The sequence below is a fragment of the Oleidesulfovibrio vietnamensis genome (assembly GCF_055388115.1).
In genome coordinates this window covers 891,008-904,567 of record NZ_AP042419.1, presented here as the reverse complement: position 1 = coordinate 904,567, position 13,560 = coordinate 891,008, and the positions used below count along the sequence as shown (strand labels likewise).

Annotated in this window: 13 protein-coding genes; 8 read left to right on the top strand and 5 right to left on the bottom strand. The window is 59.9% G+C overall.

The annotated features are described in order from the left end of the window. Positions 1–48: 48 nt before the first annotated feature. Entirely contained in the window at positions 49–312 is a 264-nt protein-coding gene (locus ACZ5D1_RS03775) for an RNA recognition motif domain-containing protein (protein ID WP_011366856.1), read from the top strand. A gap of 499 nt (positions 313–811) precedes the next feature. Here ACZ5D1_RS03775 and ACZ5D1_RS03770 read toward each other — a convergent pair whose 3' ends face one another. From ACZ5D1_RS03770 to ACZ5D1_RS03755, 4 genes are all read right to left on the bottom strand, one after another. Continuing rightward, positions 812–1,315, bottom strand: a complete 504-nt coding sequence (locus ACZ5D1_RS03770) for a GNAT family N-acetyltransferase (RefSeq protein ID WP_455696642.1) — start codon at positions 1,313–1,315, stop codon at positions 812–814. 99 nt (positions 1,316–1,414) lie between these two features. Continuing rightward, a complete protein-coding gene (locus tag ACZ5D1_RS03765; RefSeq protein ID WP_027181563.1) occupies positions 1,415–2,476 on the bottom strand; it encodes a DMT family transporter in 1,062 nt (353 codons plus the stop codon). Between the two features lie 400 nt (positions 2,477–2,876). Beyond that, a complete protein-coding gene (locus ACZ5D1_RS03760) occupies positions 2,877–3,860 on the bottom strand; it encodes a 5'-nucleotidase (protein WP_011366853.1) in 984 nt (327 codons plus the stop codon). Positions 3,861–3,873: 13 nt separating this feature from the next. Then, on the bottom strand, positions 3,874–6,390 hold the full coding sequence (locus ACZ5D1_RS03755; protein WP_011366852.1) for a tetratricopeptide repeat-containing diguanylate cyclase: 2,517 nt from the start codon (positions 6,388–6,390) through the stop codon (positions 3,874–3,876). 111 nt (positions 6,391–6,501) lie between these two features. Between ACZ5D1_RS03755 and ACZ5D1_RS03750 the strand changes: the two genes are divergently transcribed. From ACZ5D1_RS03750 to ACZ5D1_RS03725, 6 genes are all read left to right on the top strand, one after another. Continuing rightward, the gene (locus ACZ5D1_RS03750; RefSeq protein WP_027181565.1) at positions 6,502–7,035 is read left to right on the top strand and encodes a nitroreductase family protein; all 534 of its coding nucleotides are present in this window, start codon (positions 6,502–6,504) and stop codon (positions 7,033–7,035) included. A gap of 12 nt (positions 7,036–7,047) precedes the next feature. After that, a complete protein-coding gene (locus tag ACZ5D1_RS03745; RefSeq protein ID WP_464555957.1) occupies positions 7,048–7,674 on the top strand; it encodes an MBL fold metallo-hydrolase in 627 nt (208 codons plus the stop codon). 284 nt (positions 7,675–7,958) lie between these two features. Beyond that, positions 7,959–8,582, top strand: a complete 624-nt coding sequence (locus ACZ5D1_RS03740) for a flavodoxin family protein (RefSeq protein WP_011366849.1) — start codon at positions 7,959–7,961, stop codon at positions 8,580–8,582. Continuing rightward, positions 8,579–9,334 (top strand): ComF family protein, encoded by a 756-nt coding sequence (locus ACZ5D1_RS03735; RefSeq protein ID WP_011366848.1) that lies wholly within the window; start codon positions 8,579–8,581, stop codon positions 9,332–9,334. Before ACZ5D1_RS03740 ends, ACZ5D1_RS03735 begins: the two co-directional genes overlap by 4 nt. 354 nt (positions 9,335–9,688) lie before the next feature. Beyond that, the gene (locus tag ACZ5D1_RS03730; RefSeq protein WP_011366844.1) at positions 9,689–10,087 is read left to right on the top strand and encodes a response regulator; all 399 of its coding nucleotides are present in this window, start codon (positions 9,689–9,691) and stop codon (positions 10,085–10,087) included. Positions 10,088–10,191: 104 nt separating this feature from the next. Further along, a complete protein-coding gene (locus ACZ5D1_RS03725) occupies positions 10,192–11,097 on the top strand; it encodes a Tim44 domain-containing protein (protein WP_011366843.1) in 906 nt (301 codons plus the stop codon). Positions 11,098–11,186: 89 nt separating this feature from the next. Here ACZ5D1_RS03725 and ACZ5D1_RS03720 read toward each other — a convergent pair whose 3' ends face one another. Next, complete coding sequence (locus ACZ5D1_RS03720) at positions 11,187–12,695, bottom strand: PP2C family protein-serine/threonine phosphatase (protein WP_464555956.1); 1,509 nt, start codon at positions 12,693–12,695, stop codon at positions 11,187–11,189. A gap of 176 nt (positions 12,696–12,871) precedes the next feature. On the opposite strand from ACZ5D1_RS03720, the gene ACZ5D1_RS03715 reads away from it, so the two are divergent. Further along, on the top strand, positions 12,872–13,474 hold the full coding sequence (locus ACZ5D1_RS03715; RefSeq protein WP_027181567.1) for a hypothetical protein: 603 nt from the start codon (positions 12,872–12,874) through the stop codon (positions 13,472–13,474). Positions 13,475–13,560: the final 86 nt, after the last annotated feature.

Below are 13,560 nucleotides of genomic sequence, written 5' to 3'. Positions count from 1 at the left end.
TAGCATTTGCTTTTTTCCGGGGATGATTTCATTTCGGAGTTTTTAGTTTTGACCAAGAATATCTATGTCGGCAACCTTTCGTGGGAATGCACTGATCAGGACCTTCACGCCCTTTTTGCAGATTTCGGCGACGTAACTTCCGCTCGCGTTATCTCTGACCGTGAAACCGGCCGTTCGCGCGGCTTCGGCTTTGTGGAAATGGACGCCAACGGTGCCGCTCAGGCCATCGACTCCCTCAACGCTTCCAGCTTTCAGGGCCGCAACCTCAAAGTAAACGAGGCTCAGCCCCGTGAGCGCCGTCCCCGCTACTAAGCTTTAGCAGCGAGAGACTGTCTCGAATTCAAAGGCCGCATACGCGGCCTTTTTTTATGTCTGCCATAGGCTGTACAGCAAAGCGCATCCGGCGACAGCTTGGTGTTGCTGCCGGATATCTGCCGGATATCTGCCGGATATCTGGCGGACCTGCCGCAAAACTGCCGGACTTTTGCTGAAAACTGATTTATTTCAGCAGGACAACTTCAGTACTATTTTTTCCCTACAGCCTGAGCAACCATAAGCAGCGCCTCACGGCTGCAGCGTCATTCGCACAGGACGCGCGGCCGCAGCCGGAGCACAACCGGTCAGCACCCCGCAGCCTTTCGCAACAAAACTGATGACAAGTTATCCGCAGGAACAGCCGTGCGACCGCATCTGCCGTCCCTGTTCCTCCTGCAGAAGCGCGAAGCAGAGGCTGAAAGCGCCTTCACGCCGCAGGCACACACAGAAAACAGCCGCGGCATGCAAGCATCACCCCCGCCGGACTGCCGACGGTTCAAACCGCGGGGGGCGCATCTGCGTCGCACAGCTTTGTCATGGGCGTATGGCGGATTCCGTCGCGCTCCTGTTCCGGCCCGTCGGCTATGAATCCCAGCCTTGCGTACACGGGCACGGCATTGGGTGAAGAGTTAACGGTAAGCCGCCGGACGGTTCCGTTAAGCGCACGGCATTCTTCAAGAGCCGCGTCCAGCAGCCTGCGGGCAATGCCCCTGCGCTGCCACCGCGCGGCAGTAAACAGCATGACCACATGCTCACAGGCCCGCATTTCAATAATACCGGCCAGTTCATCACCCATATACGCCACAAAAACCATTCCGCCGTCGGCTATGCGCCCCTGCAGCACATCAGGCTGCACAAAGGTATGAAAGTGCGCGGCGCCTGCGGCACAATATTCCGGCGCCACAAACTCATCAAAAACTTCGGCAATCAATGCGCACACAGCCCCGGCTTCGTGTGGCCGCATCATGCGCACGACAGGTGTTTGCGTGGTCTTCTGCATTTCTTCAAGGCTCCTCTGCGGCCTTACGGCGGCACGACCGGGTACTGTACACCCTGCAGGCAGCGTTTTGGCGTTCCGCAGCGACTGCCGCGCAGCACGTTATTTTTCCGGCGCGGTGCTCAGGCTGCCTGCCAGTTTCAATGCACGGCGGCGCTGCGCCGCGTTCTGGCCGGAAAGCCCCATCCATATGGCCACAATGGCCATGACAGCACCGGCGACCCCCAGCGGGCCGGTCGGTCTGTCAAAAAGCAGCACATCCCAGACAAACGAAAGCGTAGGTTGTGTCAGCATAACCAGACCGGCCACTGCTGCCGGCAGACCGGGCAGGCCGGAAGAAAGCAGCAGCCAGCCCACCCCCTGACACAGTACGCCGTATCCCAGAAGATACATGCCGTTCACCGTATCCGGAATGGCGAAGGATGCCCCCTGCAACAGAGTGCTGACTCCGCAGGCAGCCGCGGTGCACAGCGAAACCAGCGCCATGTTCATCATAACCGGCATCCGGCAGGCCATGCGTTGTGAACGCCGCAACAGCAGAATATACCCCGTGTACCATACGGCGGTCAGCAACCCCATTATCACACCCATGACAGTGCCTTCGGGCAGGTTGTCCACGTCCACCCCCACCAGCAGCCACAGACCGCAGACAGCCAGCGGCAGCGCCACCACAAGACGCAGTGAAAGCGCCTCGCGGAAAAAGACCGCTCCGGCAAAAGCCATGAAAAACACCTGAAAATTCCCGAGGATGGTGGCCAGTCCCGGCCCGATGTACAGGATGCTGCGGTGCCAGCATTCAAGGTCGAGCATAAAAAACACCCCTGCCCCCGCTATGGTGGCCAGCACCAGCGGTGACGTGCTGAGCCGTTCGCGGCGCCACAGAGCCACAGCCAGCAACGCCATGCCGCCGAAGAGCACTCTGTAGAACGCCGAAGCCGAGGGGGATGTTTCCAGCACATTCACGAACACGGCAGAAAAGCTGATCATCACAGCACCGGCCATCACACGCAGCAGCGCTTTCATATCAAGCTGATGCGCCGTTTCTCCTGCAGCCTGCGCGGCAGAACCCCGCAGGGCCGGAGCGCAGCCGCCTGTATCCGCTGTTTTGCCGCGTTCCGTGCCGGACGCAGAGCCATGCCTGTTTTCAGGGGATTGTGTACTCATTCACCCGTGATAGCCCGAGCACTCTTTTCTGGCAATGCCAAACGGCCGGACCATACCCAGCCATGCCTAACCACCCCAAGGGCGGAAAAAAGCAGTACACCGCCGGTCACCGCCCCGAAAACAGAGCGGCTGCACAGCGCAAAAAAGCGTGACAACCGCAAGACACACGGTCGCGCAGACCGGCAAAAAGTGCGGACAGTTGCGCAAATCAAGATGCAACACCATGACAGAACAGTAAGAAAAGAAACGCAGGAAGAGACGGCAGGCACATATGACGATGCGCCGGACAGCTGTGCCCGCAAGGATGCCGCAGGTACAAAGCCTTGCGGCCGTAGTTGTGCAGAAAGCCCCCGGCACGGCAGTGCCGCATACGGGCAAATCCGTCACAAAAGCGGGACGCTCATTCTGTACGGGGGCAACCCTCTCCGCCGTCACCGGCAGGGGGTATCACATCGTCGCTGCTGTTGGCCACGCCGAAGGGAATGTGCACAGCGGGCAACACACGCGATGCCAGTTCAAGATGAGACTTCTGGTCATCAAAGAAAATATGCGGACGCAGCACTTCCAGTACCCGGCGTTTTTCAATACCGCCCAGAAAAAAAGCCTCGTTGACCACTATTCCCCAGCTGCGCATGGTGTTTATCACCCGTTCATGCGCGGGGGCATTGCGCGCCGTGGCAATGGCAATACGCAGCCGCGGTCTGTATTCCGGATCACTGCGCTGTTTTTCGCGCTCGCGCTGCTGGACCTGTGACAACTTGCTCAGAAAACCGGCCAGAGGCCCCCGCTTCAGCGGCACGGCCGCAAGCTTTGTCTCGTAGGCATGAAAGGCTTCCAGATCATGGTCGCGCTTAAAAACGCTTTCCGATTCGTCGTCCGCCAGCACGCCGTCAAAGTCAAAGGCAATACGCAGTTCGTGGTCGGCATCATCGTCATTGAAAGCGGACTCAAGCACCTGACCGGCAGGATACCCCGCCGCAATGGCTTCGCGCACATCGGTTTCGTTGGCGGAAAGAAAAAGACTTATCTCCAGCGCGGGAATGTATGCATGCGGCGGCTTGCCCTGCAGAAAAACCGCCCGCGTAATGCCCAGCCCGTGACTGGCGATGGACTCCATCACCCGCATGCCGGTGTCAGGGTCATTCCGCGACAGCAGCACCACCTCCACCGGCGGGTCCTGAGGATTGAGCGCATTGAGCGAAAGAAGACGCCTGATGAACGGAAACGCCACCCCCGGCCGCAGCGGCTCGTGCTGTTTATCGCGCTGATACTGCCGGTATGCGGTTTCGCCGTGACGACGGAACACCGCGTCGGATTCTTCCAGATCAAACAACGCGCTGGACGCCAGCCCGACCACCAGTCTGTCTTTCAGCTCATAGGCCATGTGTCATTGCCCCCTACAGCCCGGCGGCCCGGCTGAGTGCTTCTGCTGCTTCGCGCTGCCTTCCTGTGGCTTCCAGAGCACGGGCCAGATCCAGCCAGCCGGCTTTCAGTTCAGGCCGCAGGGCCACGGCCTGACGTGCCAGCACCGATGCGACTTCCGGATCATCTCCGCCTTCCAGATACAGCCGCGCCAGCAACTGCAGCGAAATGGCGTCCTGCGGATTATGGATAAGAGCCTGATGCAGGTGTTCACGGGCCTCATCGGGGCGGCCCTGACGCATGCACAGCCGCGCAAGGTTGCGCCACGTAAGCGCCTGCGCGCCGTCCAGTCTGGCCGCCCTGTTGTAATACTGCCGCGCCGGACCGAATTTCTTTTCCTGCTCTGCCATCTGCCCCAGACGCAACAGGGCAAAAACGTGCTCTTTATCGTATTTCAGACATTTGCGGTAATATTGTCTGGCTTCGTCATATTCGCCCATGTTCTGACACACATGCCCCAGATTATACAGTGTCATCACATCGCGCCTGTCGCGCTGCAACGCCTCGCCGAAAAGCCTGCGCGCCTCGGAGTGTCTGCCCAGACCGGCCATGCACACCCCGAGAGAATTCCATGCCATGGTATTATTCTCATCGGCCAGCAGCGCCAGCTTGTACTCTTCGATGGCGGCAAAGGTATCGCCCTGACTGAACAGCTTGTCGGCACTGATGTTAAGCGCCCATGTATCGATGACGCCCACACGGGGCTTTTCCATCAGCATGGCGTATTCCAATGCCTTCTGGCAGTTTTCCAGACTGTCCGGCTTGCGGAAATTAAGGTAGGGATGCCGCGCAATACCCACGGCTGCTTCGATATGCAGCTTGCGCTCCAGATGCTCGCACAGTTCCGTGTAGCAGTCGTACACCTTGTCCACCGGCACATCAGGATGAAAATGGATGAGACTGTTCAGACCGTATCGTCCGCCGAACGAAACGGCATCGCCGCCTGCGGGCTGCAGCTCGGCCAGACGGGCCCTGCATGCCTCGGCAGCCTGAGCCATCAGCTGTTCGGCGTGGGGCGAGCGGTCGCCATGCTGCCGCGATTCGCCTGTAAGGCGCATAAGAGCCAGCGTGTAGCCGGAACACAGGTCTCTGTCGCGTGTCCAGCGGGCCAGAAAATCCCTGTGCCGCAGCAGTCCGGTAAGCGGGTCGGCCGAAGCCGCCGCACCATCGTCAGACACCGCTCCCGCAGCCGACACGTCTTTATCTTCCGGCAGCAGCGTCAGGCGGTCGCCCTGTGCTATGCTCCATGCAGGGTCACCCAGATGCATCACCTCGGCCAGCGAACTGTTTTCACGCACTTCCATGATCACCAGCTCGCCCTTGTACATAAGGGTGTGTTCCTGCCGCGCTCCGGAGGGCAGAGGAGGCACCGCGGGATCAACCGACGGTGCCGCGGGTTTTTCATCCTGCGCGCCGGACACGCCCGCCCCGCCGGATATGCCCGATGCGTGACGCACATGGCTCCATATGGAAAAACGCTGGCCTTCCCGCGCATCCATGGCTGCCCCCAGACTGATGACCACCCTGTTCATGGGCAGCACTTCCTGCACCCTGCCGCCTTCGGCCAGTATCCGGCCAAACCCCATGACCTGCTGCATGGTGCCTGGCGCATCCTCCACCGCCACCGAAGCGGCCGTGCGCGCCTTGCGCAGCAGCATGCGGGCCTGCTCGGCCTCGGGGCGTTCAAACTGCGCTCCGTTCATATCCTGCGGATAATTGGCAAACCCCGCCGCCACGCTTACGCCTATCTCCTCGTCACGCAGCTCGTGCAGCAGCGAAACGGCGCGCAGTTTGCGCACAGCTTCCGCCGCCACCTTGCGGCATACCCGCGGCGTGGCCGTGGGCAAAAAAACAGCCATCTCACTGTCACCGGTACGCGCGGCAAAAGCCTGCTCCGGCACCACGGCCTGCAGTTCGTCCGCCAGCAGTGCGCACAGCTGCTCGGCAAACAGATACCCGCAATCGCGCACAACGGCAGGCATGGAACTGAAACGGAGCACAACCAGCCCCATGCACGCACGGTGCCCCAGCGTGGCCACATCGCACCGGCTGTCTGCACCGGGGCGGAAGCACTCGCGGATAAGCCCCACCTCGCGCGCGGCCACATCCAGCATATAAGGCAACGATGCAAGTCCGGTGGACGGGTCTGTGATGCTCATCTTGTACAGCAGCAGATTTTCCAGACACAGTGTGGCAACGGCGGGATACGCCGCCAGCAACGTGCGTGCCGGTCTGCCGCCCACGCCGCGCGCCACAAAAATTCCCAGCAGCTCTCCTTTGAGAATGAGCGGAATCAGCAGCTTGCGGTCCTGCGGCTCCCATACGGCTTCCGGGGCAACCGGAGTACGGGGAAAAAAAAGACTGTATGACTTGAAGGAGATAACCCGCGAAAGGGAATCGCGAAGCAGATTCTCGTACCTGATGAGGTCACGGCGGGTGAGCCTGATGCGTGTTTCTTCATGAAAAGGCGTATGGGGGTTCATGGGCAGCATGTATACATTGCCCGCCGCACTTTGGGAAGAGAGCCGCACCTTGAAAGCCCGGCGGCCTTGGTATACTGTGCTACAACGCATCATACTGCAACCAACGGAGATCGTTTAAATATGCTTACAGAAAACCCCGTTCTGCAGGCCATCCGCCAGCGGCGCAGCATCCGGCGTTATACGGACGAGGCAGTTTCGGACGAAGCCGTGCGGCTGATTCTGGAGGCGGGCATATGGGCGCCCAGCGGACTGAACAACCAGCCCTGCCGTTTTCTTGTCATCCGCGCCGACGACCCCCGCTGCGATATACTTGCCGCGCACACCCGGTACGGACATATTGTGCGCGGGGCAAAAGTGATTATTCTGGTCTTTCTGGACAGGGAAGCCATGTACAACGAGGTCAAGGACCATCAGGCAGCCGGAGCCGCCGTCCAGAACATGCTGCTGGCAGCGCACGCGCTGCAGCTCGGGGCCGTATGGCTGGGTGAGATTATCAATCAGGCAGCCACGCTGCTGCCCGCGCTGGGGCTTGATCCCGCCAGACTGTCTTTTGAAGCGGCCATAGCCGCCGGTCACCCCGCGCAGAACGGATCATCATCGCGCAGACCGCTGGCCGAACTTTTGCTGGAAGAACCTTTTCCCCAACCCGAATAAAACGAGACCGTCATGACCATACGCACATTTCCCATCGGACCGCTGGAAACGAACTGCCACATATTGTCCCATCAGGGGCAGGCTCTTGCAGTGGACCCCGGCGGCGATCCCGCACAGCTGCTGGAATACTGCACAGAAAAATCACTGCAGCTTAAGCATATTCTGCTGACCCACCTGCATTTTGACCACCTGTACGGCGTGGCGGCACTGGCAGAGCGCACCGGCGCACAGGTTTCCGCCAACAACGCGGATGCCTATCTGATGCAGACAGAACTGGGCAAGGGAGGCATGTTCGGGTTCCCCCGTGTGCAGCCGTTTGATTTCACGGCGCTGGAGGCAGGGGAACACACGTTCATAGGGCTTTCCTGCACCGTGCTGGAAACCCCCGGCCATACTCCGGGCAGCTTTTCCTTTTATTTTCCGCAGGCAGAAGCCGTCTTTGTGGGCGATCTGCTGTTCCATCGCTCCGTAGGGCGGACAGACTTTCCGGGCGGAGACTCTGCAACGCTGCTGAATTCGGTAAGAAAAGCCATTTTCAGTCTGCCGGACACCACCGTGGTCTACCCCGGACACGGCATAGAAACCACAGTGGGCGACGAAAAACTGAACAACCCGTTTTTTACCGAGTTCCGGAGATAGATTAAACTGTAATTTCGTTGTAAGAGGACAAAAATATGCCCGAAGAACGCATTGACCTGCGTAACAAATGCTGAGGTGTCTCGCTGGAGATAAGTTGGTATCTCCGCTTTTCCCGCGCAGATTCGCTTGAAATTCTGCTGCGGCCCGACGGACGTCCTCATGCCGAACACGCCCTGACCATTGAACCGCAATGGAAGTGCGCCTTCACCGAAGAAGGCGATATTCTTGTTGCGCGCTTTTCACGCGGAACACGCTGACGCCGGTGGCAGGGTACCGGAGACAACATGTCCCTTTTGTCCGAACCGCTCACCGTGCACAGTATTTCGTGCAGCCCCCGGGCAGGCGGCAACAGCGACAAAGCCGCAGAACTTTTTGCCGATGGCTTTGCCGCAGCCGGCGGCGCAGACATACTGCACCTGCGCCGCTACGATATCCGCCCCTGCACATCATGCTACCGGTGCGAACACGACCCCGACGGCTGGTGCTTTCTTGAAGACATGGATCAGTCGGCGTGTATTTTCCGCCTGCTGCAGGAGGCACCGGCGCTGCATTTTGCCTCGCCGGTCTACTTCTACCACGTGCCCGCCCACTTCAAGGCACTTATCGACCGTACCCAGCGCTTCTGGCTGCTGCGCGAACGGGGCGATGCCCGTATGCTGCAACTGCCACGGCGCAAGGCATGGGTAACCATGATTGCCGGACGCAGGCGCGGAGAAAAACTGTTTGAAGGCAGCCTGCTGACGCTGAAATATTTTCTGAAATCATTCAACATCGATATGCAGGAGCCGCTGCTGCTGACGGGGCTGGACGATGCCGAAGCGCTGGAACGCCAGCCGGAAACCCTGCAGCAGATCACCGCATACGGCCGGCAGGCGGCAGAGGCCTTTTTGCGGTCTGATGAGCGATGATGCAGGCCCTGCGCCGGATAAAGCGCATAATCGCACTGCGCGAACGCCGCTGCATGGTCTGCGGCGACTGTTTCCGGCCGCAGCAGACCGCGGTGCTGCTGTGCAACAGCTGCCGCCGGCAACTGGTCCAGCGCACCGGCGGTTTCTGCCCCCGGTGCGGTCTGCCCCATGCGCTGGAGTCCATGCCCCTCACGCTCTGCTCTTCATGCATATCCACCCCGCCCCCTTGGCTTTCGCTGCGTTTTTACGGGCTGTATGACGGGCTGCTGCGCAGGATCATCATCCGGTACAAACACACCCCCGACCTGACCCTGCACCCTCTCATGGGCCACATGCTCTGTCAGGCACTGCGCCTGCGTCCTTTTTCGCCACAGGAAAAGCCGGACGTCATAGTGCCCGTACCGCTGCATCCGGCGCGCCTGCACATGCGCGGCTTCAACCAGAGCTACCTGCCTGCACGTCCGGCAGCGGTCATGCTGACCGTTCCTCTGCAAAAAAACATACTGCGCCGCACACGATACACTTCTGCCCAGACAGGGCTGCCGAAAGAGGAGCGGCGGCGCAACCTGCGTGATGCCTTTGAAGCGGACAGTTGTGTACGCGGCAGAAACGTGCTGCTGGTAGACGACGTGATGACCACAGGCGCCACACTGGAACACTGCGCGCAGGCCCTGTACCACGCAGGCGCACAGCAGGTGCATGCCGTGGTGGCCGCAAGAACGCCGCCGCACGCACACCGGCAGACAGCATGACGAAAGTCCGCCGTACTGCCCGACCGGTCTGCCCCCCCCATTCTGCCAGCCGTTCTGCCAGCCGTTCTGCCAGCGATACAGCCAACCGGACAGGCGTCCGTGTCATCTGCTGTTCCGCCATGTTTCCCCCGCAGGCCGTCCGGCAAGACTGCTGTCGATACATCCGGCGTGACAGCCGGCAGGCATTCATAAAAGCAGCTCCGCATGCTGCCCCGCCACCAGAAACACAATGCGCACAACCCCGCAGCCGGCTCATTCCCGTCAACATATAATGCATATGCGGTGCCCGTTGATTGACCTTATTCCCCGCGACGATTAATAATACCTCTGATGACAACTTGCACCGGAGGATCCATGCGCTTTCTCATTGTCGAAGACGACTTTACCAGCCGCAAATTTCTGCAGGGCATACTGTCCCCCCACGGAGAATGCGATGTAGCCGTAAACGGCAGGGAAGCCGTGGAGGCTTTTGAAGCTGCTCTGGAGGCGGGCACGCCATACCACCTTGTCTGCATGGACATAATGATGCCCGAAATGGACGGTCAGGACGCACTGAAAAAAATTCGGGCACTGGAGCGCAGCCACGGAGTGCGCAGCGTGGATGAAGTAAAGGTGGTCATGACCACCGCACTGGACGACCCGCGCAGCGTGGTGGAAGCCTATTACAAAGGCGGCGCCACATCATATGTGCCCAAACCCATAGACAGGCAGCTTTTCATCCATCTGCTGCGCAGTCTGGGCGTGGTTTCATAGCGATTCATTCCGTATCAGCACGGCATAATATACCGCCGCCCTTGACTCAGGCCGTCAAATGGTTACTCCTCAATGAACGCCCCTCAATTCTGTACGGAGTAATCATGACTCGACGCATTATGGCCCTGCTGCTGCCGGTGCTGGCCGCAGGCCTGCTGCTAAGCGCAGTGGACGACGCATGGGCCAAACGGATGGGCGGAGGCAAGTCCTTCGGCAGCCGTCCTTCATTCACCAAAAGCTATTCCAAGCCTGACGCCCCCACCAAATCGCCTGCCATGGGCAGCTCTGCCGCCACGGCCCCCAAACGCGGGTTCGGCGGTCTGGGCGGCATGTTCGGCGGCCTGCTGGCGGGCACCCTGCTGGGTTCGATGCTTTTCGGCGGCGGATTCGGCGGAATCGGTTTCTTCGACATCCTGCTTTTCGGCGGGGTCATTTTCCTCATTCTGCGCATGATGCGACGCCGCGGCGCCCCCAGAGGCGAACCGGCTTATCAGGCGGGCGGCGCATATCAGGGCGGCGCCAGTCACGATGTCCGGCAGCACGACAACACCATGTACCGACAGGCACAGGACGGCTGGTCCGGCCTGCGCAGTGCCGGTTCCGGCAGCCCGTCCTCTGCGGCACCGGCGCCGGAAGTTCCCGCCGGTTTCGACACCGAAGAGTTCCTGCAGGGTGCACGCAGCGTATACACCCGTCTGCAGAATTCGTGGGATAACCGTGATCTGGATGATATCCGCACGTTCACATCGCCTTCCGTATTTGACGAGATACACCGTCAGGCACAGGACGACCCGCAGCCTTCCCGCACGGAACTGCTGCTGATAAACGCCCGGGTGCTGGAAGTGAAAGAGGAAACCGACGGCATGCTGGCCACAGTGTATTTCGACGTGCTCATGCGCGAAGACGCCTCGGGCGGCAATCCGGAACAGGTACGCGAAGTGTGGCATTTCCACCGCGCCACTCCGGACGCCATGTGGCGGCTGGACGGTATACAGCAGCTCGAACAATAACCATAAGGGCGTTACTCACCGACACGAAGCGGGCACGCGGTAAAACAACCGTGTGCCCGTTTTTACTGTCGCCATGCTCTGCGGGACAACTACAGGACGCGCACGGCAACCATGGTTATATCGTCCTCCTGCGGCGCACCGTCCTTAAACCGCCGCACCACTCCGCCCATGGCTTCCAGCAGTCCCGCGGCGTCTTTGGCGGCATGGGTACGCATGACTCTGCGCACTCTGTCGCGCCCGAACATTTCCCCTTTACGGTTGCGGGCCTCCACCAGCCCGTCGGTATACAGCAGAACCACATCGCCCTGACGCAATCTGCGGCAGCAGGATGTTTCGTACACCGTGCCGGGCATGGTTCCCAGCGGCAGACCAGCAGCCTGCAGCGAAGTAAATGAATCGTCGGCGGCACGATACACCAGAGCCGGTTCGTGACCGGCTGCAGCCCACGAAATACTGTGCGTAACCGGCTCGATGCAAAGCAGAAACATGGTCACAAAACGGCCTGTTCCGTAACTGTCGCGCACCACCTGCCTGTTCACATCGCGCAGCAGTGCCGCCGGACTGCACGGCGTGGCGGCGCGCATACGCACAAACGCCCGCACGGAAGCCATCAGCAGCGCAGCCCCGACGCCATGCCCCGTCACATCACCCACAATGATGCCCGTGCGGGGCGTATCGTCTTCTTCCGTAAGCCAGTTTTCAAGAAAGTCATAATAATCGCCGCCGGTCTCATCGCTGTAAAGGCACCTTCCCGCCACGTCCAGCCGTCCGGAACCGTCCGCTGACGGCTGCGCTGCGGCATGCGGCACACCGGAAGGCAGCAGCGTCTCCTGCACTTCACGCGCCACAGCCAGCCCTTCCATCAGCCGCAGCCTGTCGCGCAACCCGTCTATCATCAGGTTGGTATGCCCCGCGATGAATCCGAACTCGTCTCTGGTGGCAACCGGCACATGTCCGCTCATGTCTCCGTTGCTCACCCGCACCAGCACCTGCGTCTGATTATCAAAAAGCAGACGCAGGTTACGGGAATAGGACAAAGCAAGATTTATCACCAGCACCAGCAGCATGCCCATGATGAATGAAAGATCTACCAGAATGCTGCGCTTTACAAACCGCAGTGAACCTTCGTTGAGTCCTGCCTCTGTAAACCACCACAGATCACGGAACACCGCCAGAATGACAATAAGCGAAAACAGCACCGTCACCACGGTAGCCACAGCAAAAAATTTACGCGTGAGAGAAGAAAACCGCCGGGGAGGCAGCCTTTCCGGCTCGGTTATGCCGGCCAGACGTATGCTCCGGCGCTCGCATTCAAGGGCAAGGTCGATGGAAACAAAAACGCCCAGCGCCACCATGCCCAGAATCAGCTTGCCCCCGCTGGAAAGCAGCGGCACGCCGTTGATCACGGTGTTTGCCAGCGCCATCAGCACTCCCGCGCCTGCAAACAGCACAAAGTCGCACTGCCCCAGACGCTCCGCCCGCCGGGCCACCGGCAGCGAGAGCACATGCGGCAGCACCACCAGCCGGCGCAGCAGCAGTGCCGCGCCGGTAACGGCGGCGATGACCAGTGCCAGCTTCCAGACCGGAAGCGCGCTCATGAACGGTCAGATACGGCCGCCGTACACGGTAAGTACGGCAGCGGAAAAAACATACAGCAGAATTGCGCGCATGCAGCGGCCCTCTTGTTCTGATTTGCGGAGTAGGGTAGCGTAAGATTGAATCCACGGTAGCATGAAACGAGCGCCGCTCACAACATGAAGCATCCGGAGGCGCCATGTCTCGTCTTTTTGCCGCAGTCCTGCTTATTCTGTGCACGGCAGTGCCCGCCCGGGCACAGCTGCCCCTCAGCATTGCCGGATTCACACTGGGCGAACCCGTAAGCGGATACGAAGACAAGGTCATGCCGGAAACGAAACAGGCGGACAGGGATGCCCTTTTTGTGGACGAAGTGAGTCTGCGCGACGACGCCGTACCGTGCATCCGCGGCGGCAGCCTTATTTCCGGCAACTGTCTGGGCGAAAACAGACTTATCGGTATCAAACTGAAATTTGCCGACCGTAGCAAATCGCTTTACGACAGGCTGGAGAAGGCATATAGAAAGAAGTTCGGGGAACCGGCAAACTGGATCGGTGACCCGTTTCATAACGTTCTTGCATGGGAATGGATTTTACGCGAAGGCGACGATGTGCTTTCCGTTGTGCTGGCGTACAGCGTGGTGGCCGACATGAGGCCCGGCGTCTCCATAAAGATGATGCTGCGTTCTGACTGGGACAGGGAAAATGCCTGTTATACCCGAAAAAACGCCCACGGCCGCCGCATGATGGAAAAACATTCCGTCATCGTGGACGACCTTTCCCCGTTCATCCCCCATCAATAGCGAGGATCAAGCATCCAATGGACCCTGCCCCTACGTGCTCGGCGTCTGCAACAACCGGTCAGGCATGGCAACAGCTGCAATGGAAC